This window comes from Pseudomonas putida (assembly GCF_026625125.1).
GTDB classification, from domain to species: domain Bacteria; phylum Pseudomonadota; class Gammaproteobacteria; order Pseudomonadales; family Pseudomonadaceae; genus Aquipseudomonas; species Aquipseudomonas putida_X.
Map to the genome: position 1 here is coordinate 5,790,293 of NZ_CP113097.1, position 21,915 is coordinate 5,812,207.

Annotated in this window: 20 protein-coding genes; 9 read left to right on the top strand and 11 right to left on the bottom strand. The window is 57.7% G+C overall.

The window, feature by feature from the left end; genetic code table 11:
• Positions 1-38: 38 nt before the first annotated feature.
• Both OSW16_RS26605 and OSW16_RS26610 read left to right on the top strand, forming a co-directional pair.
• Positions 39-893 carry a Tim44 domain-containing protein gene (locus OSW16_RS26605; protein ID WP_241806833.1) on the top strand — a complete coding sequence of 285 codons (855 nt, stop codon included), beginning with the start codon at positions 39-41 and terminating at the stop codon, positions 891-893.
• A gap of 114 nt (positions 894-1,007) precedes the next feature.
• Positions 1,008-1,415 carry an SMI1/KNR4 family protein gene (locus tag OSW16_RS26610; protein ID WP_012316884.1) on the top strand — a complete coding sequence of 136 codons (408 nt, stop codon included), beginning with the start codon at positions 1,008-1,010 and terminating at the stop codon, positions 1,413-1,415.
• A gap of 87 nt (positions 1,416-1,502) precedes the next feature.
• Here the strand turns inward: OSW16_RS26610 and OSW16_RS26615 are convergent, their stop codons facing one another.
• The gene (locus OSW16_RS26615; RefSeq protein WP_267819714.1) at positions 1,503-3,263 is read right to left on the bottom strand and encodes a cation:proton antiporter; all 1,761 of its coding nucleotides are present in this window, start codon (positions 3,261-3,263) and stop codon (positions 1,503-1,505) included.
• Positions 3,264-3,584: 321 nt separating this feature from the next.
• Between OSW16_RS26615 and OSW16_RS26620 the strand changes: the two genes are divergently transcribed.
• On the top strand, positions 3,585-4,070 hold the full coding sequence (locus OSW16_RS26620; protein ID WP_241806836.1) for an acyl-CoA thioesterase: 486 nt from the start codon (positions 3,585-3,587) through the stop codon (positions 4,068-4,070).
• Here OSW16_RS26620 and pdxY read toward each other — a convergent pair.
• Positions 4,067-4,939, bottom strand: coding sequence for a pyridoxal kinase PdxY (gene pdxY / locus OSW16_RS26625; protein ID WP_267819716.1), 873 nt, complete (start codon positions 4,937-4,939; stop codon positions 4,067-4,069). The genes OSW16_RS26620 and pdxY overlap by 4 nt on opposite strands.
• A 120-nt stretch (positions 4,940-5,059) precedes the next feature.
• Here pdxY and OSW16_RS26630 point away from each other — a divergent pair, with 120 nt between their 5' ends.
• A complete protein-coding gene (locus tag OSW16_RS26630; RefSeq protein WP_267819718.1) occupies positions 5,060-5,452 on the top strand; it encodes a DUF3301 domain-containing protein in 393 nt (130 codons plus the stop codon).
• Here OSW16_RS26630 and OSW16_RS26635 read toward each other — a convergent pair whose 3' ends face one another.
• Genes OSW16_RS26635 through zigA form a run of 3 tightly spaced genes read right to left on the bottom strand, consistent with a single transcriptional unit; the run spans position 5,453 to position 8,295 of the window.
• Entirely contained in the window at positions 5,453-6,424 is a 972-nt protein-coding gene (locus OSW16_RS26635; RefSeq protein WP_267819720.1) for a CobW family GTP-binding protein, read from the bottom strand.
• Between the two features lie 39 nt (positions 6,425-6,463).
• Complete coding sequence (locus OSW16_RS26640; RefSeq protein ID WP_267819722.1) at positions 6,464-7,090, bottom strand: DUF1826 domain-containing protein; 627 nt, start codon at positions 7,088-7,090, stop codon at positions 6,464-6,466.
• A complete protein-coding gene (gene zigA / locus OSW16_RS26645) occupies positions 7,087-8,295 on the bottom strand; it encodes a zinc metallochaperone GTPase ZigA (protein ID WP_267819724.1) in 1,209 nt (402 codons plus the stop codon). Before zigA ends, OSW16_RS26640 begins: the two co-directional genes overlap by 4 nt.
• A 111-nt stretch (positions 8,296-8,406) precedes the next feature.
• On the opposite strand from zigA, the gene OSW16_RS26650 reads away from it, so the two are divergent.
• Positions 8,407-8,787 (top strand): glutamine synthetase, encoded by a 381-nt coding sequence (locus tag OSW16_RS26650; protein ID WP_267819727.1) that lies wholly within the window; start codon positions 8,407-8,409, stop codon positions 8,785-8,787.
• Positions 8,788-9,132: 345 nt separating this feature from the next.
• On the opposite strand, the gene OSW16_RS26655 is transcribed toward OSW16_RS26650, so the two are convergent.
• Complete coding sequence (locus tag OSW16_RS26655; RefSeq protein ID WP_241806843.1) at positions 9,133-9,660, bottom strand: DUF3617 domain-containing protein; 528 nt, start codon at positions 9,658-9,660, stop codon at positions 9,133-9,135.
• Between the two features lie 130 nt (positions 9,661-9,790).
• Between OSW16_RS26655 and cls the strand changes: the two genes are divergently transcribed.
• Positions 9,791-11,230 carry a cardiolipin synthase gene (gene cls, locus OSW16_RS26660; protein WP_267819729.1) on the top strand — a complete coding sequence of 480 codons (1,440 nt, stop codon included), beginning with the start codon at positions 9,791-9,793 and terminating at the stop codon, positions 11,228-11,230.
• Between the two features lie 38 nt (positions 11,231-11,268).
• On the opposite strand, the gene cfaB is transcribed toward cls, so the two are convergent.
• Entirely contained in the window at positions 11,269-12,453 is a 1,185-nt protein-coding gene (gene cfaB, locus OSW16_RS26665; protein ID WP_267819731.1) for a C17 cyclopropane fatty acid synthase CfaB, read from the bottom strand.
• Between the two features lie 199 nt (positions 12,454-12,652).
• Between cfaB and lpdA the strand changes: the two genes are divergently transcribed.
• Positions 12,653-14,053: a dihydrolipoyl dehydrogenase gene (lpdA, locus tag OSW16_RS26670; protein ID WP_267819733.1), complete on the top strand. Its 1,401-nt coding sequence runs from the start codon at positions 12,653-12,655 to the stop codon at positions 14,051-14,053.
• 516 nt (positions 14,054-14,569) lie between these two features.
• On the opposite strand, the gene OSW16_RS26675 is transcribed toward lpdA, so the two are convergent.
• From OSW16_RS26675 to OSW16_RS26690, 4 genes are all read right to left on the bottom strand, one after another.
• Positions 14,570-15,811: an OprD family porin gene (locus OSW16_RS26675; protein WP_267819735.1), complete on the bottom strand. Its 1,242-nt coding sequence runs from the start codon at positions 15,809-15,811 to the stop codon at positions 14,570-14,572.
• A 214-nt stretch (positions 15,812-16,025) separates the two neighbouring features.
• Positions 16,026-16,955 carry a dihydrodipicolinate synthase family protein gene (locus OSW16_RS26680; protein ID WP_196135580.1) on the bottom strand — a complete coding sequence of 310 codons (930 nt, stop codon included), beginning with the start codon at positions 16,953-16,955 and terminating at the stop codon, positions 16,026-16,028.
• A gap of 123 nt (positions 16,956-17,078) precedes the next feature.
• Positions 17,079-18,464 carry an MFS transporter gene (locus OSW16_RS26685; RefSeq protein WP_267819740.1) on the bottom strand — a complete coding sequence of 462 codons (1,386 nt, stop codon included), beginning with the start codon at positions 18,462-18,464 and terminating at the stop codon, positions 17,079-17,081.
• Between the two features lie 881 nt (positions 18,465-19,345).
• Positions 19,346-19,498 (bottom strand): hypothetical protein, encoded by a 153-nt coding sequence (locus OSW16_RS26690; protein ID WP_267819742.1) that lies wholly within the window; start codon positions 19,496-19,498, stop codon positions 19,346-19,348.
• 218 nt (positions 19,499-19,716) lie between these two features.
• Between OSW16_RS26690 and OSW16_RS26695 the strand changes: the two genes are divergently transcribed.
• Positions 19,717-20,439 carry a response regulator gene (locus tag OSW16_RS26695; RefSeq protein ID WP_267819744.1) on the top strand — a complete coding sequence of 241 codons (723 nt, stop codon included), beginning with the start codon at positions 19,717-19,719 and terminating at the stop codon, positions 20,437-20,439.
• Entirely contained in the window at positions 20,436-21,836 is a 1,401-nt protein-coding gene (locus OSW16_RS26700; protein ID WP_267819746.1) for a sensor histidine kinase, read from the top strand. Before OSW16_RS26695 ends, OSW16_RS26700 begins: the two co-directional genes overlap by 4 nt.
• The last annotated feature ends 79 nt before the right edge of the window (positions 21,837-21,915 follow it).

The window sequence follows — 21,915 nt, forward strand, 5'->3', positions numbered from 1 at the left end:
TGACGCGCGTGCAATCCACAACAGGGGAAATCCCATTTATGCAACGTTTTCTTAGCATCGCACTGGCGCTTTGCGTCGGCCTGACGCTGAGCCTGGACGCCAACGCCAAGCGCTTCGGCGGCGGCAAGAGCTCGGGCTCCGCGCCAATCCACCAGACCCGCCAGGCTACGCCAACCACGCCTGCCGCCGCACCGACCGCTCCTGGCCGTGCCCCGGCCGCCGCCAGCGGTGCTTCGCGCTGGCTGGGCCCATTGGCCGGCCTCGCCGCCGGTGGCCTGCTGGCCTCCATGTTCATGGGTGACGGCTTCGAGGGCCTGCAGATCATGGACTTCCTGATCGTCGCCCTGATCGCGTTCCTGGTGTTCCGCTTCATCGCCGCACGGCGCCGCCAGCAGCAGCCGCAAATGGCCGCTCCGGGCCATGCGCCGTTCCAGCGTGAAGCCCATGGCCAGCCTGCCCAGCCGTCGATCTTCGGTGGCTCGGCTGCACCTGCAGCGCCAGCCGCACCGGCCATCAATGCCCCGGCCTGGTTCAACGAGCAGAGCTTCCTGGCTGCAGCCCGTAGCCACTTCCAGGCGCTGCAGCAGCACTGGGATGCCAACGAGATGGACAAGATCGCCGAGTTCGTCACGCCGCAGATGCTGGAGTTCCTCAAGCGTGAGCGTGCTGACCTGGGTGATGGTTTCCAGGCGACCTACATCGATAACCTCGATGTGCAACTGGACGGTGTCGACGATCGCGCCGACCGTACCGACGCCACCCTGACCTTCCGTGGCGTGTCGAAGACCTCGCGCTTCGACCAGGGCGAACCGTTCAGCGAAAGCTGGCACATGGTTCGTGCCCAGGGCGAGAACCAGCCTTGGCTGGTCGCCGGTATCCGCCAAAACGGTTAACCGTCGCACGTTGCACAAAAAACCCCGGGCTAGCCCCGGGGTTTTTGCTTTTGCCAGACCGCCCTACTAGGGTATAACGCGCAGCGATGACATCAAGGTTGGAGGAAATGAACCGTGGAAGAAGTGATCGAACAACTCCGTGAAGCCAATGAACCGGTGCCGGTACCCTTGGAGCTTCCCGACGAGGACCAACTGGTCGAGATCGAGGAACAACTGTTCATCAACATTCCGTTCGTGTTCAAAGAGTTCCTCTTGACCGTCAGTGACGTGGTGTATGGCTCTCTGGAGCCAGTGACCGTCACCGATCCCCAGTCCCATACCTACCTGCCCGATGTGGCGGCCAATGCCTGGGACGCCGGCGTACCGCGGGACCTGATCCCGCTGTGCCAGGACGGTGACAACTTCTACTGCGTCGAGGAAGACGGCACGGTAGTGCTGTGGGATGGCGACGAGGAAGGGGTTGGCGAAGACAGCTGGGAATCGGTCTGGCACTGGGCACGGGACGTCTGGCTGGAAAGCTGATCAGTCACACAGTCGCCAGGCTTCGTGGCCTGGCGACATCGTTACCGCTCCTTTGCGCAGGTTGCCGCAATCCCGTGCACAGAGCCCTCAGTGCGTATTTTCCCGGCTGTTTTCCAGCGTCTCCAGCAAGGCGATCTGCATCCGCGAATGCACACGGATGAACCATCGCCACAGCACCGCCACTACCATCGCGGCCACCACGGCGATGATCAGCAGTAATTCACTGGTCGGCAGGATGCTTGCCGACAACGCCGACAGCAGCAGGAAGATGACCAGCAGTGACAGTAGCGGGATCACTTCGGCCACTACACGGCGAACGCGCTGGGTGTGGCGCCCTGCCATTTCCGGCTTGACGCCCATCTCCGCCAACAACATCGACAACGCCTTGAGCTTGCGATAGGCCGCGATAAGGAAGGGCAGCGACAACAACAACGCGCCCCCCCAGATTAGCGCCTTTTGCTGGCTGACATCACTGACCCACTCATTGAGCCAGGCGCCGATGCGTACGGCGAAATACCCCCCACTGAAGAAAATCGCGATCACCAGTGCCAGGTTCACACCAACCTGCAGCAGGATGCGCCGGATCATCGCAGCCAGCATCGCGCTCTCACCTTGCGGCTGGATACTGCGCAGCCACTCGCCATACAGTGAAAGCACGCGTGACAGCCGGCTGGGCATGACGTTGCCAAGCTTCAGCGACAACGGGTCGGCCGCGCGGATCAGATACGGCGTAAGCAGCGTGGTGATGGCCGAAACCGCCACCGCAACCGGATAAAGGAAGTCGCTGGTAACTTGCAGCGTCATACCTAAGGCCGCAATGATGAAAGAGAACTCGCCGATCTGGGATAGCCCCATGCCCACCCGCAGCGAGGTACGGCCATCGTTGCCGGCAATGAACGCACCCATACCGCAAGACAGCATCTTGCCCAGCACCACGGCAACGGTGATGACCATGATCGGCCAGGCATAGTCGAGCAGCACGTTCGGGTCGATCATCAGGCCGATGGCGACGAAGAAAATGGCGCTGAACAAATCACGCACCGGCTCGATCAGCCGTTCGATCTTCAGCAACTGGCGGGATTCGGCCATGATCGCACCGATCAGGAACGCCCCCAGCACCATGCTGTACTCGAGTTTGACCACCAGCAGGCAGAAGCCGAAACACAGGCCCAGCACGGTGATCAGCAACATCTCGTTGCTCTCGAATTTCGCAACGTAGGCCAGTAATCGCGGCACCAGCAAAATGCCGATAACCAGCGCCACGATCATGAACAGCGAAAGCTTGCCGACGGTGGAAAAGACTTCCCCGGAACTGACCGTACCGCTGACCGCAATGCCAGACAGCAGGGCGATGATGCCGATGCCGAGGATATCCTCGACGATCAGCACGCCAAAGATGAGTTGGGCGAAACGCTCGTTTTTCATCTTCAGGTCATTGAGCGCCTTGACGATGATGGTGGTCGAAGAAATCGCCAGGATCGCGCCGAGGAACAGCGAATCCATGGTGCTCCAGCCAAACCAGCGGCCGATCTCGAAACCGATCCAGATCATCAGGACGATTTCCAGGAACGCTGCAATGAACGCCGTGGCCCCCACCTTGAACAGCTTGCGCAGGCTGAACTCAAGGCCCAGGCAGAACATCAGGAAGATAACGCCCAGTTCGGCGAGGGTCTTGATGGTGTCTTCATCGTGAATCAGGCCGAACGGCGGGGTGTGTGGGCCGATGATGAAACCGGCGACGATGTAGCCCAGCACCACTGGCTGTTTGAAACGATGAAAGAGAATCGTCACTACCCCGGCGACCAGCATGATCACTGCAAGATCCTGGATGAAGCTGATGGCATGCATGGCGCGATACTCCTTTTCGATGCCCGGGCAAACCGCCCCTCTGCCAAGGCATACCCGAGCGAGCGGCAAGTACACGCTGTATTGAATGCAGCAATGCCCATGTTGCATGGGCGTACTCAGGTTAACATCGCACCCCGCCGCATATTGCTGATGCAATATGTAGAAACAGATCGGCCGGTCAACGGCCGCTGATGGCATGATCGGCGTGACGACGGAGCGTCAGTCAACGTCCCGTATCAGGAAGGCAAACTTCAAGAGGGGAAACAGAAAGTGTCAGCAGATACCCGCCCCGATTCAGCGCAACCTCACCGTGAGCACACTATGGAACCTGGAAACGCCCAGCTGAGCATGACCGTACTGATGACCCCGGACATGGCCAACTTTTCGGGCAACGTACATGGCGGCACCTTGCTCAAGTATCTCGATGAAGTGGCCTACGCCTGCGCTAGCCGCTATGCCGGCAGCTATGTGGTCACCCTGTCGGTCGATCAGGTGATTTTCCGCGAGCCGGTGCACGTGGGCGAACTCGTCACGTTCCTGGCATCGGTGAACTACACCGGCACTACCTCCATGGAGGTGGGCATCAAGGTCGTCACCGAGAACATTCGCGAACGCTCGGTGCGTCATTCCAACAGCTGTTTTTTCACCATGGTCGCGGTCGACGACAACCGCCGCCCGGTCCCGGTCCCTGCGCGTCAGCCGCAGTCCAGTGAAGAAAAGCGCCGCTTCCTCCAGGGCCAGCAACGCCGGCAGATCCGTCAGGAACTGGAAAAGCGTTACCAGGATTTGAAGACCGACGCCCTTTAAAGCGCCAGGCGTTGCGCCTCGAAGCGCACACGCGGGTGAGCGATGCGGTCCTGGGCCCGCACCAGCTGCAGTTCGTAACTGGCGCAGGCCTGGGTTTCCAGCAGCACCTCATGCACAGCTGCCGCTGTGTACTCAAAGGCTTGTACCCAACTGTCGCCCAACAGCACTCGGGCCAGGAACAGCCCTGAGGTCAAGTCCCCCACCCCGACCGGCTGGCGAGGGAAAGCCAGCAGCGGGCGGCGCAAGTGCCAGCTGTGATCACGGGTGACCAACAACATTTCGAACGTGTCTGGGCAACGCCCCGGGTAGGCCAGGTGCTTGACCAGCACAGCCTGCGGGCCGCGCTCAAGAAGGCCGCGTGCCATATGCACGCAATCTTCCAGGCTTTGCGCGCGCCGCCCACAAAAACTGTCCAGTTCCAGCTGGTTGGGGCACAGGATGTCAGCCTGGGCAACCGCATCGTCCAGCAGGAACTCGCTCACCTCCTGTGGCACGATGCACCCTTTCTCCGAATGCCCCATGACCGGGTCGCACAGATACAGCGCCTTTGGGTTGACGGCCTTGATCCGCTCGACACCCGCCAGTATCGCCCGCCCCTGCTCGGCGCTACCCAGATAGCCCGAGAGAATGGCATCGCAATGCCCCAGTTCACCGATGTTGGAAATGCCTTCCACCAACGCAGGAATTTGCGCTGGAGCAAGCACTTCGCCCGCCCACTGGCCATACTGAGTGTGGTTGGAGAACTGCACGGTATTGAGCGGCCAGACATTGACCCCGATACGCTGCATTGGAAACACCGCGGCGCTGTTGCCGGCGTGGCCGAACACCACGTGGGACTGAATGGCGAGCAGGTGCGGGGTACGTTTCATGCGGGCGTTTTCCAAAGCTGTTTCAGGGATTGTGCGTCGCGCAGTATGAACTCGATTGCCACCTGTACGACAGACCAGGGACGCAGTTAAGCTGGATCGACCTGTTTGGAGCATACGTAAATGTTGACCCTGGAGAATCTCTTCGTCCTGATGCTGGTGGCCACGGCAGGCGCTTGGTTATGGCACAACCACGGGCTGCGCGAGAAAGCCTTGGAACGGGTCAAACAGCATTGTGGAAAGCTGGATCTGGAGCTGCTCGACGACGCCGTCGCGCTCAAGCGCATTGCATTTTTGCGCGATGCCAAGGGCAGAAAGCGCCTGGCCCGTGTGTATGCCTTCGAGTTCACAGTCACCGGCGAACTGCGCCACCCAGGCACGGTGACTCAGTTTGGCGCTCACAGCGTGCAGATCGAACTGGCGCCCTACCCGTTCGAGATCAATACGCCGCCACGGGCCGACAACGTGATCGAAATGAAGCAATGGCGCCAGGAACATAATCGCTGGCACAACTGATCACCTCACCCGACAGCCCTCCAGCGCGGTCTGCAGCGCTGGCAGGTCTTGGGGCTGGTCGAAAATCAGTTCGATGCGCGTATCCTTGCGCCACTCGCTCGGCTGCCAAGCCGGCAGGTTGCCGTCAAGGCCGTTGAAAGACTGCCAACTCTCCGGGCTGTGGATAACACCCTTGGCCCGGCGCCATGAATAAGCGTCGAGCATGCCACGCAAGCCTTGTGAATCGAATAGCTGACTGGGGTGCCAACGCCAGCCGACACTCCAGCCACCTTCGCCTTGCTGTGCATGACAGATGGGTTGACGAGGGTCTATCCACAGGGTGCCGAGGGCCGGCTGGCGATTATCCACAACGGCCTTATCCACAGAACTCTCGCCCACTGCGTCTATGGAAGAACGAGGAAGGCTGGATACAGCCAGCAGCCCCTGCTCTGTCCAAACGCCCTGTTCCGCTGACATTTCCTTACTTATCAACAACCTGCGATTTTCATCCACAGCCGCGCTCTTGTTGAAAACCACCAGTCCGGCAGCTTGCAGAGCCTGCAATTGAGCATCGGGTAACGGCTCACCTCGCGCCAGCGCTTGAGCATCCAAGACCATCACCATCGGCTGCAGCGCCAGAACCCCAACCCAAGGTGCCTGATTCAATTGGGTCATCAACTGCAGGGGGTGACCAAGACCAGAGGGTTCAATGAACAACCGGTCGGGTTGGGCCTTGCGCAACAGACGCCCCAGCCCGACCTGGAACGGTGTGCCATTGACGCAGCACAGGCACCCACCCGCCACTTCGGCAATGGCAACACCATCCTCATCACAGCTGAGCAGCGCTGCATCCAGGCCGACTTGGCCAAACTCGTTGACCAGCACCGCCCAACGCTCGGCGGCAGGGCGCTGAGCCATCAGCTGGCGGATGAGGCTGGTCTTGCCTGCACCCAAGGGGCCAGCGATGACGTGAGTAGGAATATTCTGCAGCATGCGCTTACTTCAGGTCGGAATTCACCCCACTATGCCCCGTCACGCCAACCAGTCAAGGCTGAGCAACAGGCGCGGGCCAGGGCCAGCGGGCGAGCGATGGATCAGGCCTGCTCCTTCGTTGCCAGACCATTTTTCGCCCTTCAGCAGCGCGACATCACCCGCTTGCAACCGCTGGATGTTATCCACAGGTGCCGGTGCGAGCTGCAACCCCGCTCGTTCGATGGCACCTTCGGGCAGCCATTCGCTGCCGCAGCCCACATAGGTGGTGAGCAGGCGCACAGGCACGTTATCCACATGGAAGCGCGGGCACATCGCATTGTGCAGCACCCGCAGGCGCAGACCGATGCGCCGGGCACCCACCAGACATGTATATGCCGAAACCAGCCAGCACACATCTGCAACGAAACTCTCATAACCCTGCAGATCGGCCGCTTCCCGCAACAGATCTGGTAGCACTGGCGGCTCATACTCATTCACATCGACGACCCGCTGGTCCGCGAACGGTTGGCCGAGGCTGACTACCAATGCCGCGAAGTCTTCAACCTGGGCAGGCAAGCGTCGCTGCCAGACTGCCAGGTTGACACCGTCTTGCAGAATGTCGGTGAGCACCCGAGGCGATTCACCATGGACTTGGCGGATATCCACACGCTGAGCCGCGGGCGTCATGCTGCCTCCTCGGCGTGCCAGGGCCCGAAGGGATCCGGCAAGTCCCGCCAGGCCGCCTGGCCCATTTCCATTTCATCATCGGTCAACAAACAGGCATCCAGATCTGTGGATAACTGGACGAAGTCAATGTTCTGCCCAATGAACACCAGTTCCTGGCGGCAGTCGCCACTCTCAGGCACCCAGTGTTTGAGAATTTCTGCAGAGCTCTGTTCGTCCTGCGGCCAATGTTCCTTTGGCACGAATCGCCACCACCGGCCGGCCAAGCCATAGCGCATCATGCCGCCAGCCTGCGACCAGCTGCCGGCCTCCTGAAACCTGCTGGCCAGCCAGAAAAAGCCTTTGGAGCGCAGTAGCCGGCCATTGGTCCATTGCTTGTGGATGAAATCAAAAAAGCGTTGCGGGTGCAGCGGCCTGCGAGCTTGCCAGGTGGTAGCGGCAATGCCGTATTCCTCGGTTTCTGGCACATGTTCACCGCGCAGTTCCTGAAGCCATCCAGGTGCCTGCGCAGCCTGTTCGAAATCGAAAAGGCCGGTATCCAGGATCTGTGCCAGCGGCACTTGGCCCATGACCATCGGCAAAATCTTCGCCCGGGCATTGAGGCTGCGCAAAATCGCGATGAGCTCCTCGCGCTCATGCTGGCTGATCAGGTCGATCTTGCTCAGCAGCAGCACATCCGCGAACTCCACCTGTTCGATCAACAGGTCGCTGATGGAACGCTCATCGTCATCGCCCAAGGTTTCACCACGGCTGGCCAGGCTGTCGGCGGCCTGGTAATCGCGCAGGAAGTTCAAGCCGTCGACAACCGTCACCATGGTGTCCAGCCGTGCCATGTCGCTAAGGCTACGGCCCTGCTCATCGCGGAAGGTGAACGTCTCTGCGACGGGAAGCGGCTCGGAGATGCCCGTCGACTCGATCAGCAGATAATCGAACCGGCCTTCATCCGCCAGCCGTGCGACTTCCTCCAACAGGTCCTCGCGCAGGGTGCAGCAGATGCAGCCGTTGCTCATCTCAACCAGCTTTTCTTCCGCTCGGTTTAGGCTGACATTACGCTGGACCTCACTGGCATCAATGTTGATTTCGCTCATGTCATTGACGATGACGGCGACACGCAGGTTGTCGCGATTACGCAGCACATGGTTGAGCAAGGTGCTTTTACCGGCACCCAAAAAGCCGGAAAGTACAGTGACAGGAAGTCGATTGGTCATGGCGGATCCTCTACAGGCGGACGCATTCGAAACGATGCACTGCACAACGTTATAAAGTAACAATACAATTTCGCCAAGCCGTTCTCGTCGGACGGTTACCCGGGAAGGAAAATGAACCTGTCACCCGCAGTACTGTTATTGCTGCTCGCTGCGCCAACACCGTTGCTTGCGATACCTCAGCAGAACGCGCAGGCGTCATGCACGAGGAGCGCGACGCTGGTGGCCTGTAAAGACCCCACTGGCAGTTACTACAGCGTGCGTACCGAGGGCAGCCACATCTACCTACGCGGCTTCGATAGTGCGACGCACCGCGTATGGGCGCAAACCAACAGCCGCTATGGAGCGCTGACATTCTTCACCGGCCTGGCCAGCGATGGTGAAGCCTGGGTTGGCTATAGCCGCCGAGTTGGTTGGACCTCCCTGACCCGCGTATCCAGCTCCAACGGCGAACGATTCAGTCTGCGTTGCAGCCTGGTCGGTGGCTGCCAGTGATCGTTCGTTTGCCTGACATTGACGCTGATCTAGCCCGACGCTAGCGATTTCCGCGCAGAGACACAGCACGCCACTGGCCTGGGTGCATGATTGATCACTTATAGAGAAGGTAGGCGCTCCTCACCCCACCATTCGCGGCATGGAGTGGGTGAGCGATAAGCGTGGCTGCCAGGATTGGAATGGAATGTTCCACGTGGAACTATCAGTTCGCTTGGCTTATAGGCCGACCTGCTAGTGCTGAGGGCAATTCACCGAACCCAGCCGGTATCGAACTGCGCGTGGTACATGCAGAAGCCTGCATGCCCACGACGCAGTAGCCGCCAAGGATTGGCAAGGGGCAGCCCGTCAGGTGCGCGGCTTTACTGTTCCACAGTCATTGCCCAACCATACCGCCCGGGTATTCATACTGCCGCGCTGTTGCACACCCGACGCATTGAATGTCCCGTTAACTTGGGTAGTGAACTCCTTGTCACTAAGGAAGGTTGCCTGGCCGGCACCTTGGGCTTTGGGGCAGCTGAACTGAAACTTCCAGACATTGCCGGTCCGCTCGGTAATCTTTTGCGTGCAGCCTGACTGAGGGTCCTGCAAGGGAATATCGTTGGTTTTCACCTGCTCCGGCGTCAGGCATGAACGCACGCCATTACCTGCTACCGCGATGCCCTGCTTGGCCAGTGCCCCTTCCATCATGGCCCTCTGCTCGGGCGGCAGGTTCTTCAGTTGGCCGAGCATGAACTGCATGTCCGGCAATGGCTTACCGTCGACCTGCATGTTGCTGGTGGTGAGCTCCCACAGACCAGGCTGCAACATCTGCGCATGCACAAGTGGGCTGGCCAGGCCAAAAGCCAGGGCCAGCAGTGGCAGACGAATCTTCATGGACGAACGCTCCTCAAAATAACCGACTCAATGGCCGGGCACAGGCTTAGACGGCAAATCCGCTTTCAGGTTGCAAGGCGGCCCTGGAAGTGTTCTGTTATCTGCTGTGTATTTGCCAAGCAGGATGCGTATGGATTACCACAGCCCCTACTTCTTCGGCTATGTGCTCGGGCTCGTTCACTTGCTTGGCATAATCGCCGCGCTGCATGCGGTGTTTACCGTGCGTACGGCCCAAGGGGCAATTGCCTGGGCCATGTCGCTGTTCTTCATTCCCTACTTCACACTCATTCCCTACCTGGTGTTCGGTGCCCGCTCCTTCAACGCCTACATCAAGGCTCGGCGCCAGGCCAACCAGGAAATGCACGTGGCCATGGCCAACCTCAACTGGCGGCCTTGGGTAGAGGAAGCGCTCACAGCTCGGGAGTCGCAGAGCTACACCGCCTTGCGTGCCATGCCAAAACTTGGGCGAATGCCGTGCTTGGCCAATAACCAAGTAAAGCTGCTGATCGATGGCCAGGCCACCTTCGACGCCATCTTCGCTGCTATCGAACAAGCACGAGAAGTGGTGTTGGTACAGTTCTTCATCATCCACAACGACACCATCGGCAAAGCGCTGCAGCAACTGTTGCTGCGCAAAGCGGCCGAGGGCGTGAAGGTGTTCGTGCTGTATGACAGGGTTGGCAGCCATGCCTTGCCCGCCAGCTATAGCCAGAGCCTCAGAGACGGTGGGGTGCAGATCCACGCCTTCGCCACCCGCCGCGGCTGGTTCAATCGCTTCCAGGTGAACTTCCGTAACCACCGCAAGATTGTCGTGGTCGATGGGGTTACCGGCTTCATCGGCGGGCACAACGTCGGTGATGAATACCTGGGTGGCAACCCTCACCTCTCACCCTGGCGTGATACCCATGTGCAGATCGGCGGCCCGGTGCTGGCTTGCCTGCAGGAGTCCTTCGCCGAAGACTGGTACTGGGCAACGCGTCAGCTACCGCCACTGATCCTGCCCGACACCTATCCGGACAACGGTGTGCTTTGCCAGGCGCTGGCCAGCGGGCCGGCAGATCCGCAAGAGACCTGCGCGCTGTTTTTCATCGAAGCCATCCATTCCGCGACTCGCCGCGTGTGGATCACAAGCCCCTACTTCATTCCCGACGAGGCCGTGTTCGCCGCGCTGCGCCTGGCCGTGCTGCGCGGCGTGGATGTGCGCATCCTGATCCCAGCTCGCCCCGACCATCGGGTCGTTTACGCCGCCTCTAGCCTGTTCGCCTTCGAGGCGGTGCGGGCGGGGGTACGCATGTACCGCTATCAGCCAGGGTTCCTTCATCAGAAGGTGGTGTTGGTGGACGATGAGGTCAGTGCTATTGGTAGTGCCAACCTGGACAACCGCTCATTCCGGCTGAACTTCGAAATCACCCTGCTGACAGTGGATCGGGATTTCGCCGATCAGGTAGAGAAGATGTTGACCACTGACTTCGAGCAGGCCAGGGAAATTACGCCTGAGGACAGCAGTAAAACCCACCGTCTTCAACAGCTGGGGATGCGTGTAGCGCGGTTGATTTCACCGATCCTCTGATGGGTGACCGGGGCCGCCTGAAGCGTGCCCCGGGTCAATCAGCGATACAGGTCTTCACGTGTCCAGGGCAGGTCATGATGCCCATCGGCGTAAGGCTTGACGGCAAGGATCTGGTGCAGGTTTATCCAGCCCTTCTGGAATGCATAGGCGCAGCCAGCCAGATACAGGCGCCAAATGCGCAGGGTTTTTTCCGGTACCAGTGCAGCAGCCTTGTGCAGCTGGTTCTCCAGGTTATCGCTCCAATGGTGCAAGGTCTTGGCGTAATGCATGCGCAAGCTCTCGACATCGACGACCTCCAGCCCCGCAGCACACAGGCTCGCGCTGATCATCGACAGGTGCGGCAGCTCACCGTTGGGGAACACATAATGGTCGATGAATTCACCCGCCCCTCGCCCCACCGGACGACCATCGACGTGCTTGGCGGTGATGCCATGGTTCATCACCAGGCCACCCTCGCGCACAGCGCCGAACAGTTTCTGGCTGTACAGCGCCAGGTTGGCGTGCCCGACATGCTCGAACATGCCGACGCTGACGACCTTGTCGAAGCGGCCATCCTGAGGGAGGTCGCGGTAGTCGAGGATCTGCAGCTCGACCTTGTCAGCCAGGCCCTCTGCCTTGACGCGCTGCCGCGCCAGCTTGAGCTGTTCCTTGCTCAAGGTGATGCCGAACACCTTGGCACCGTACTCGCGTGCGGCGAAGCGTGACAGCCCACCCCAACCGCAGCCGACATCCAGCAGGTAGTCATGGGCCTGCAGCCGCAGCTTGCGGCACAGATGGTCAAACTTGTCCTGCTGTGCCTGATCGAGGGTATTGTCCGGCTCACGGAAGTAGGCACACGAATACGCCATGTCCTGATCGAGCCAGAGTTGATAGAACGCGTTGGACACGTCGTAGTGGTAGGAGATGGACTCGGCGTCTGTGCGCTTGTCGTGAGCCACACGTGGTGGCGGTGCCTCATCGTCCTCCGTCAGCAAGGCTTCGCTCAGCTCATCGCACACCCGAATGGCTTCCCCGATGTCGCCCTCCAACTCCAGCTTGCCTTCCACGAAAGCAGCACCCAGCTGGTGCATGCTTGGATGGGTCAGCTGGGCGATCAGCTGAGGCTCCTTGACCAGGATAGTGACCTGCGGACTGGGCCCCAGGTCGAACTGGTTGCCGTCCCACAGCTTCAGACGAAGTGGCAAGTGCAGGCTCTGCAGCGCCGGCGGAAGTTGCGCAAGCATGAACGACCCTCCTTCTGGGCTCGATACATGAAATTTCGAACACCACCGAAACAGGGTAGTTCAACCGTGCGAAATTTCCGCTGAACGAGACCAAGGTCTACAACTAACTGATCTATGAATATTTCAGATTGTATACAATTTGTCGTTCTCAGCTTAACCTTGTGTCCCTCTCGCGCTTCCTCATCTGGAGTAGAAACCCATGAAATCCTATGACGTGGTGATCATCGGCGGTGGCCCCGGCGGCTACAACGCGGCGATTCGTGCTGGGCAACTTGGCTTGAGTGTCGCCTGTGTGGAAGGCCGCTCGACCCTTGGCGGCACCTGCCTCAATGTGGGCTGCATGCCGTCCAAGGCATTGCTGCATGCCTCCGAATTGTATGAGGCCGCCAGCGGTGACGAGTTTGCCCACCTGGGCATCGAGGTGAAGCCAACCCTGAACCTCGCCCAGATGATGAAACAGAAGGACGAGAGCGTGACTGGCCTGACCAAGGGCATCGAGTACCTGTTTCGCAAGAACAAGGTCGAGTGGATCAAAGGCTGGGGCCGCCTGGATGGCGCCGACAAGGTTATCGTCAAAGCCGAGGACGGCAGCGAGACCGCGTTGCAGGCCAAGGACATCGTCATCGCTACCGGGTCCGAGCCCACTCCCCTGCCCGGCGTGACTATCGATAACCAACGCATCATCGACTCCACGGGCGCCTTGGCCCTCCCCGAGGTGCCCAAGCACCTGATCGTGATCGGCGCTGGTGTGATCGGCCTGGAGCTGGGTTCGGTGTGGCGCCGCCTGGGCAGCCAGGTCACCGTCATCGAATACCTGGACCGCATCTGCCCCGGTACTGATGAGGAAACGGCAAAGACCCTGCAAAAGGCCCTGGCCAAGCAAGGCATGGCCTTCAAGCTCGGCAGCAAGGTGACCCAAGCGACGGCCTCACCCGACGGCGTCAGCCTGACGCTAGAGCCGGCCGCAGGCGGTACTGCAGAAACACTGCAAGCCGACTACGTGCTGGTTGCCATCGGCCGTCGTCCTTATACCCAAGGCCTGAATCTGGAAAGCGTCGGGCTGCAAACCGATAAACGCGGCATGCTCACCAACGAGCATCATCGCACCTCAGTGCCGGGAGTGTGGGTGATTGGCGACGTCACCTCCGGCCCGATGCTGGCGCACAAAGCCGAAGACGAAGCCGTCGCCTGCATCGAGCGCATCGCCGGCAAACCCCACGAGGTCAATTACAACCTGATCCCCGGGGTGATCTATACCCGCCCCGAGTTGGCCAGCGTCGGCAAGACCGAAGAGCAGCTCAAGGCAGAAGGCCGCGCCTACAAAGTGGGCAAGTTCCCCTTCACCGCCAACAGCCGCGCGAAGATCAACCATGAAACCGAAGGCTTCGCCAAAGTCATCGCCGATGCCAACACCGATGAAGTACTGGGCGTGCATCTGGTCGGCCCAAGCGTCAGCGAGATGATCGGCGAATTCTGCGTGGCAATGGAGTTCTCCGCCTCTGCTGAAGACATCGCCCTCACCTGCCACCCGCACCCCACCCGCTCCGAGGCCTTGCGCCAGGCGGCGATGAACGTGGATGGGATGGCGATGCAGATTTGAGGTTCGACACTCCGGACCGGACTGATGCGATAGAGAATCAAACTATCGCAACTTGAAACGACGCAGCTTGACGCGGTTTCAATATCACCGGTGGCTGGTCGGCCGCCGGTGCAGAGCGCGCAATGAGCAAGAGCTTCTACGCCTCAGCCCCTTTGTTCAGCCGTCAGTCGCGTCAAAACCGGGGCTTCGACTCGGTTCTGACCCGCTATAGGCGTCATTCTCGAGCAGCGCCAGCCGTCTTGCGGGTAGGCCGATGTCATCTCATACATCGCTTTTTCGATCGCCAGACCGCTCAACGAGACCCGAGGCATACCTTTGTTAAAGCGGCTAATAGCGGGAGTGCAGCAAGCCTGCTAGTAATAGCGCTTCCCAAGGATGTACCAAGGAGTCGACTGTGCACTCGGGACAATTGCGAGCAGCGTCCAGCCGTCTTTGAGCAACTCATTCGCGGACGCCTGACCAAGCACTTCAATAACTTCGGTAGCTTCGTGCAATTGCATGATGAGATTCGGCCTTCTAGAGAATATTGAGCGGGTAGCTGACGATAAGGCGGTTCTCATCGTAGTCACTGGCGTTGAAATTTCGTCTGACGCTGGAGTTTCGCCACCGCAGGCCTAGATCCCTCAATTTGCCGCTCTGAAACACATAACCCAGCTCTGATTCTCTTACCCATTCCGAACCGTCTTTGACGGTTCTCAATTCCACGTTATCGCCATGCACATACCGCGTCATGAAAGTCAGACCAGGTATCCCGTAACCGACGAAATTGAGGTCATAGCGAACCTGCCAGGATCTTTCGCGAGGACTGTCGAAGGCATGGTTGAAGGTGTTGTTCGCAAGGTAAATGCCGCCGGTCCCACCGATGCGCATCCAGCCTGTGTCACCCGAAACATTTTGCAGCCCGATACTCATCGAGTGCTGAGCGATGTTGAGGCTGAATAGGGCCGAAGCTGTCTGGTTATCTAGCGAGCCTGCCTTTGCAGCGCCAGCATCCTTGCCCCAGAAATAGCCAAGGTTTGAGGTAAGCGATACCGTTTGGCTGAGCTGCCATTTCTGGATGAGCCCAAGGTAGTGCTGCTTGTAGATGTTATCCAACTCCCCCGACCAGAGACGGACAGTCGTATTTTTGGAGCTGGAGCGGTAGTCAGCGCCAAGGAATTTGAAGGAGCCTGACTGCGCAGATCCGAATGAAAGGTCCTCCATGGAGGAGTCATTTCGAAGGCTGGTTTTGGTGAACTCGCCTGCGTACAACGACCAGTTCTTCAGCTCTTGCGAAGCAATCTGAGCACCGCGAAAGGTCTGCGGCAGAGCCCTGAAGTCGTCTGCGGTGACGATCGGGAAATTAGGCATCCACTCGCCGACCTTGAGCTCGGTGTTCGAAAGCTTCGCCTTCAGTGCAACACCAAGCCTGCCGAAGCTTCCGGCTGGATCACCATCGCCATCCTTGGGCAACAGCAGCGCACCGTACTCCCCTGCGCCCCCGTCGAGCTTCACTGCATACTTACCCAAGATATCCACGCCGAAGCCCAAGGTGCCCTGTGTAAATCCTGACCTGAGATCAAAGATAAAACTCTGCGTCCACTCACGGGCGTGGCTCTGAGCGACACGAGGTGCAGTGAAATTGCGTTCAAAAAAGAAGTTTCTTAAGGTTAGATTGGCGCTGGTATCTCCCACGAATCCTTCAGCCCACACATTGATAGGCAGTAGGAGAGTAGGAACGACGAGAAAAAGGCTTTTGCGATTTGCATGAATGTTCAAGACCGGTCCCCTGTTGTTTTTATTGAAGGGCTTTGTTGGCCTGTCATCGCCGGTTGAGCGGGCGAATGCCGTCCTTCCGGGAAAACGGATCGTTGTTCGTGCGTAAAGCAGAGTCCGAATCGAAGGTTGCCAAGGCCCTGATGCGCAGGGCCGTGGCCGGTATTTCAGCTGAAGGCCAACACCGAAAAGGCTCTGTGCTGGCCTTGGCTTGGGATCAGACCAGGCCAGCGCTGCGCAGGGCGTCAGCGATTTCCTTATCGGCGCCTTCGGCCAGAGGCAGCAGCGGCGAACGCACGGTGGCGTGATCCAGGATGCCACGAGCAACCAGGCCGTGTTTCAGGGCCACGGTGCCTTCCATGTGGGAACCGCGGTGGTAGACGTTACGGGTTACCGGCAGCAGCTTATCGTGGATGGCGCGAGCAGCTGGGTAGTCGCGACGCTTACCAGCAGCGATCAGCTCGATCAGCGGCTCAGGGGTCAGGCCGCCGTAGCCCACCAGCGCACCGTCAACGTCGAACATGGTGTGCAGCAGGTATTCGTCATGGCAGGTCAGGATCTGCAGGTCCGGCACTTCACGACGGATTACTGGGATCTCGGTGTCCCAACGACGCATGTTACGAACACCGTTCTTCATGGCGAAGACGCCAGGCTGCTTGGCGATTTCCAGCTGGGTTTCCAGGTCGTAGGTGGCCTTGGTCACGTCTGGGTACTGGAAGAGGATCAGCGGCAGACCGCTTTCCTCATAGATTGCCTTGTAACGGTCCTGAGCGGCGCCTTTCTGGTAGCCGAAGCGCAGCCAGCCGTGGGACGGGTACACCAGACCAGCAGCAGCACCGTTGTCTACAGCGCGTTTGGCTTCTTCAGCAGCGACTTGCGTACCTTCGCCGGTGATGCCGGCGATGATTGGCAGACGGCCGCCAACCGATTCTTTGAAAGCCTGGATGACGCGGCCCTGTTCGGCCTGGGTCAGGAAAGTACCTTCACCAGCGTGACCTAAAACGACCAGACCTTTAACGCCTTCGATGCTGCCCAGCCAAGAGCCCAGTTTCTGAATGGCTGCGTAGTCAACTTCACCGTCACGGGTGAACGGAGTCACTGGGGCAGGAACGAGGCCTTTCAGGTCGATGGTATTTTTAGTGCTCATTTTTGTTACCTCTGGTTTAGTTAATTTTCGCAACTTACGCATGCGCGGGCGCAAAACACATATGGATGTGCTCTGAGTTTGCTGCTGAGTCAGGTACCGCCGTGTGGACTTGCTAGTTGAAGCTTATGGCGAAAGTTCTTCCAGAATCCGCCCTTTTGTCTCAATTGCAAACAAAAATGTGATGATTGCAGTGATCAGCAATACAACTGCGAAAGTTCCGAACACATACTGAACACCTGCACCGGAAACTGTAAAACCTACAATGATCGGACCAAGGGCAGAACCCATTCTCAACCAAGCACTACCAACACCTGTTCCCAGAGCGCGCAGTCGAGTTGGATAGAGCTCTGCCGAGTACAAATAGAGAGAGAATGTAACTGTTTGTACCAGTGCGTATCCCAAACCAGCCAAGGCCAGAATCTTGAGTGGGGCGCTTGCTCCAGTAGTTGCCAGGATCGCCAGTGGAATGACAGCCAAGAAGAGCGCACCAATATACCAACGGCGACGGCCGACTTTGTCAATAAGCAGTGCACAAATTACGGCGGCAACTACACCACCGGCTGAAGTCATAAATCCATAAGCCAGGCTTGTTTCAAGCGGCAAGTTGAAGTGTTGGCGATAAAGGGTTGGCAGCCAGGTAATTAGCCCATTGGCGACCATATAGGAGCCAAACCACATTGCCCAGATCACCAGCGATCGCTTGAAATACATGCCGTGGAAAAGCTCTTTCCACCCCAAAGCGTTTTTGTCCGTTTGAATCTGTGGGACTTCCACTGGAGGCTGCAACGTTTTGCCAGCTTTCAGCGCGCTGTTTTCCAACCGTGTGACGATTCGATCAGCTTCGTCCATGCGGCCTTTGGAGGCCAGCCAGCGCGGCGATTCGAACAAGAAGAAGCGCAGGGGAATCAGCAGCATGGCAGGGATAATCCCCACCGCGAACATGGCTTGCCAACCATAGATAGGTACAAGGAAGTAACCAATGATGCCGGCTCCGACCAAGCCCAACAGGAACATGACCTCGTAAAGGAGGAAGAATTTTCCTCGCTTCTTCGAGCCGATTAGCTCATTGATGTAAGCACTGGCGACAGGTACCTCTCCTCCCGTACCGATGCCTTGGATGAACCGGAACGCGATCATCATCGCTGCGCCTGAGGCGAATAGACAAGCCACGTCCATCGACACGAACAGGAGGATGGTGAAGGTCAGTACCTTCATACGTCCAAGCTTCTCAGCGAGCCAGCCAAAGATCAGCGCACCGAACAGCTGGCCCAGATAGCCCGCCGAAAGAATCATGCCGATCTGCGCACCGCTCAATCCCCACTCCTTGGCCAGCACCGGCATTGCATATGCGATCGCAATGACGGTATAGCCATCAAAGAATGTTGCGGCGCCGATAATGTTTCGAGCCCAAAACACCTGCTTAGTTATCGGGAGTCGCTCTAACCGAGCACTTATATTAGCCTGGCTTTTCACCCTTTCCGGCAAGGGTTCAGTCTCTACTTTCTGCATTAACATAGCACTACCTTTTATTATTTTTTGCGTTTTTCGGGGCGAGCACAAGCTCGCCGTGGTAAACACAGTGCAATGGCGTAGCTAATCTAGAAGCTGCTTTGTATCAGTTCAATGTCACCACGCTATGTAATCGGTTTTTCGAGAACGACCAATTCATAGCCCGGTCCACGACGGACGCGTAAAAAGCCAGGAAGTTTTTTTAGCGGAGCTTTGATAGAGAGAGGTGACGATATTGAATTAGTGCAAATGGTAGCTTGCCTCAGATGTGAACTGGGCATAGCGCACGAAGGATATGATCCAACCACACAGAGACTGACGTTACTGCAGATGCCTGGATCTAGGTAGACAGCACGCTTGGGACAGACATGATGATTGGCAATCTGATTCATATTTCTTCGCTCCTTTTTGTTTTTTCGGATTGCGAAACTTTTTTGTTCTTTTCAAATAGAATATCACCATCGGTATTCAGGGCACATCACTTTTTTAGGGCATTCACCCGAATTTTTATTCCTTTAAGCAATGTCCACTTCACTTGAAATTCCATTAGGTTTTATGAACAGTTTTTGAGCAGCTTGAGACTCTCTATGCTCGTTTTCCGCCGACCGCACCGATGGAACGGGCGCTGGGAATCACTTGGTTGCTCTTAATCCGATGCAGCTTGGGCCGGGGCGCGAGGCCAAGGGGCTGCGCAATGAGGCCCTGCAGATTGCTGATGGCACCTTAATTTTTACGCTGCGTGGCTAAGGGGTCGTAGCAGGTTACGCTGCGCCGAGCGCGTCGTTTTCGTCCGATTTTTGCTGATCCAGGTGGTTCAACATGCCTTCGGTGCTTGAGACCTGAGGACGAATACTTTTGAACGCCAGATTTCGAATCTGGCTTCAGACAGCGCGCTGCTCAAAAAAGCCACCGTGCCCGCTATGTAGTTCAAGATCATCGGCGAGGTGGCAGGAAGGAACCGCGTTGGCGGCGCCCGACAGGCCGCTTGCGAAGTGAACCAGCCAGAGGGGGACAGCGTGTTTGAACTGGCTCATCTCAAGGCTCTCGTTTTTGTGATCGAACCTGAATGCTAAATCCCGAGGTCCATAAAAAGTTTGTCCCTTGTGGGACGGTTTTTGTGTTTTTTGTACCTGATATCTCAAAAACCTGTCAGAAATGTATCAGCTTTGTATCAGGTCAGTTATGCAGTCCTTTTCAAAATGCCATCTGTACCTTAGGCTGAAAGGATTCGACTCCATCAGATGGTTTACAAATGAGTTCCAGTCAGCACATTGCAATTGTTGATGACTATCCGGATATCCGAGAACTGGTTGCACAATATCTGACCCAAGAAGGTTATCGCGTAACCGCTTTAGCTGATGGCAACGAACTCAGGGCTCTGCTTGATAGGGATCTGCCTGACTTAATTATCCTTGATGTCATGATGCCCGCCGAGGACGGGTTAAGCCTGTGCAGGTATATCCGCGCTCGCTCTGCTACTCCCGTTCTTTTTCTTAGTGCCCGCACAGAAGACCTGGACGTAATCCTCGGGCTTGAGATGGGAGGCGACGACTATCTCAAGAAACCCTTCAATCCCCGTGAATTGTTGGCTCGGATCAAAGCCCTGCTCCGTCGGGCCCCGCCAGCAAGCGAAAGTGCTTCCGGCTTGCTGGAGGGGTCGATCCGCTTCGGCGAATGGGTATTGAACTGCAAACTGAGGGAGTTATTAGGTGCTGATGGTGTATCGGTTTCATTAAGCGCGACCGAATTCAGGTTACTGGCTGCATTATTAGAAAAGCCAGGTGAAATCGTATCGCGTGATGAGCTTTTAACCAAGGTCTCTGGCCGGGCTAGCGAACCCTTTGATCGGAGTATCGATAACCAAGTAAGCCGGCTCCGTAGAAAGATTGAGCCAGACCCAAAAAAACCGATTTATATCAGAACTCATTGGGGCGGCGGCTACGCGTTTGTGCATCCGGTATCCAAGTCATCATGAAACTAAGCAATCCCAATTTAACCGCAAGATTCATTGGCCTTATGCTATTGGCGCTGATTGCTTCCCAAGCACTGACTCTCAGCATTTTTTGGGACGAGCGCGCAGGTGCGCTAAGGGAGGTGGCGAAGTCTGATTTTCTGAGTCGAACCTCCTCCCTTGCATCACTGCTGGACCGAATGCCCGTGGACGAGCGGCAGATGACGCTTCAAGTCAGCAGCACCGCTTACGAGCGGTTCTGGCTATTTCCAGCGTCACCAAGCCAACCTTCTGAGTGGTGGAAGTTCGCTCGCCGGCATCTGCTTGAGCCTTTGAGCCATGGGCAGCCACAGGGAAAACTACTTAGTCAGTTTCGAAGCGAAGACGAGGTTCCACCCGCAACGATTGATGCTACAGCGGCTTGGTCTGTGCCAGCCGAAGCTTTGTGGCCCTCCACCCGCCCTGCCAGGTTCATCTACTTGCCGCAGCTGAATGTCATGGGGGTGGCCACGCCGCTGAATGATGGGACTTGGTTACATGCCGTCTACGCCAAGCCAGTGACGGACTCTCCGTTTAGTCGCCGAGCATTGGTATCTCTGGGCATCACCGCACTGGCACTAACTTTGATTGCTGTGTTGATCGCTCGGGGTATCAGCCAACCACTGCGAGATTTGGCACGCGCTGCCCAGCGATTGGGCCGAGGCCATTCAGGTACGGAGTTGCGCGAGCACGGGCCTGAAGATATCCGTCGCACCGCCAAGGCCTTCAACCAAATGCAACGCAGAATTCAACGCTTTGTCGATGATCGTACGCGCATGCTCGCCGCAGTGGGCCACGACCTTCGAACTCCGTTGACCTCGCTCAGGCTGCGCGTTGAGTTCATTCAGGACCCTGAAGTACAGCGCAAGATGCTTGCGACCCTGGATGAGATTACGGCTATCACTGAAGCCGCAATTGGGTACGGACGTGACAATGCTGTGACCGAGCCAACGAGGACCATGGACATCGGGACACTGGTCGAAAGCTTGTGTGAAGACTTGGTCACCTTGGGAATGGCCGTGTCGTTCTCCTGCAACTCAAAAGTCATTTTGGAATGCCGGCCTGACGCTCTGCGGCGAGCTATCCGTAATCTCATCGAGAATGCTGTGAGGTACGGCGAGTGCGCAGATGTCCGCGTCCACAGTGCAGATAGGCACGTTTACATTTCGGTGACGGACCAGGGAAATGGTATCCCTGATTCAGAGCTTGAAGCGGTTTTCACCCCGTTCTATCGCTTGGAACACTCCAGAAACCGTAATACTGGCGGGGTCGGCCTGGGCCTTTCTATCGTACGCTCCATAGCCCGTCAGCATGGCGGCGAGATCACCCTCATCAACCACAATGGAGGGCTAGAAGCCATAATTTCGCTACCTGAGAACTAGGTAAACGGCATAAATCTAAGGTGGGATAAGGCAACGCCTGGTGCTATTCTTTTTGAACGATTTTTTTCGCATTCCGAAA

What these genes read in the sequence shown, in the direction of transcription:
- cfaB (WP_267819731.1), bottom strand. Translation starts at nt 12,453, where the DNA reads ATGCTTGCGCAACTTCCGCCGGCGCTGCAGAGCCTGCACTTGCCACTT.
- lpdA (WP_267819733.1), top strand. Translation starts at nt 12,653, where the DNA reads ATGAAATCCTATGACGTGGTGATCATCGGCGGTGGCCCCGGCGGCTAC.
- OSW16_RS26635 (WP_267819720.1), bottom strand. Translation starts at nt 6,424, where the DNA reads ATGCTGCAGAATATTCCTACTCACGTCATCGCTGGCCCCTTGGGTGCA.
- zigA (WP_267819724.1), bottom strand. Translation starts at nt 8,295, where the DNA reads ATGACCAATCGACTTCCTGTCACTGTACTTTCCGGCTTTTTGGGTGCC.
- cls (WP_267819729.1), top strand. Translation starts at nt 9,791, where the DNA reads ATGGATTACCACAGCCCCTACTTCTTCGGCTATGTGCTCGGGCTCGTT.
- OSW16_RS26655 (WP_241806843.1), bottom strand. Translation starts at nt 9,660, where the DNA reads ATGAAGATTCGTCTGCCACTGCTGGCCCTGGCTTTTGGCCTGGCCAGC.
- OSW16_RS26605 (WP_241806833.1), top strand. Translation starts at nt 39, where the DNA reads ATGCAACGTTTTCTTAGCATCGCACTGGCGCTTTGCGTCGGCCTGACG.
- OSW16_RS26690 (WP_267819742.1), bottom strand. Translation starts at nt 19,498, where the DNA reads ATGAGCCAGTTCAAACACGCTGTCCCCCTCTGGCTGGTTCACTTCGCA.
- OSW16_RS26620 (WP_241806836.1), top strand. Translation starts at nt 3,585, where the DNA reads ATGGAACCTGGAAACGCCCAGCTGAGCATGACCGTACTGATGACCCCG.
- OSW16_RS26695 (WP_267819744.1), top strand. Translation starts at nt 19,717, where the DNA reads ATGAGTTCCAGTCAGCACATTGCAATTGTTGATGACTATCCGGATATC.
- OSW16_RS26615 (WP_267819714.1), bottom strand. Translation starts at nt 3,263, where the DNA reads ATGCATGCCATCAGCTTCATCCAGGATCTTGCAGTGATCATGCTGGTC.
- OSW16_RS26680 (WP_196135580.1), bottom strand. Translation starts at nt 16,955, where the DNA reads ATGAGCACTAAAAATACCATCGACCTGAAAGGCCTCGTTCCTGCCCCA.
- pdxY (WP_267819716.1), bottom strand. Translation starts at nt 4,939, where the DNA reads ATGAAACGTACCCCGCACCTGCTCGCCATTCAGTCCCACGTGGTGTTC.
- OSW16_RS26700 (WP_267819746.1), top strand. Translation starts at nt 20,436, where the DNA reads ATGAAACTAAGCAATCCCAATTTAACCGCAAGATTCATTGGCCTTATG.
- OSW16_RS26650 (WP_267819727.1), top strand. Translation starts at nt 8,407, where the DNA reads ATGAACCTGTCACCCGCAGTACTGTTATTGCTGCTCGCTGCGCCAACA.
- OSW16_RS26630 (WP_267819718.1), top strand. Translation starts at nt 5,060, where the DNA reads ATGTTGACCCTGGAGAATCTCTTCGTCCTGATGCTGGTGGCCACGGCA.
- OSW16_RS26685 (WP_267819740.1), bottom strand. Translation starts at nt 18,464, where the DNA reads ATGCAGAAAGTAGAGACTGAACCCTTGCCGGAAAGGGTGAAAAGCCAG.
- OSW16_RS26640 (WP_267819722.1), bottom strand. Translation starts at nt 7,090, where the DNA reads ATGACGCCCGCGGCTCAGCGTGTGGATATCCGCCAAGTCCATGGTGAA.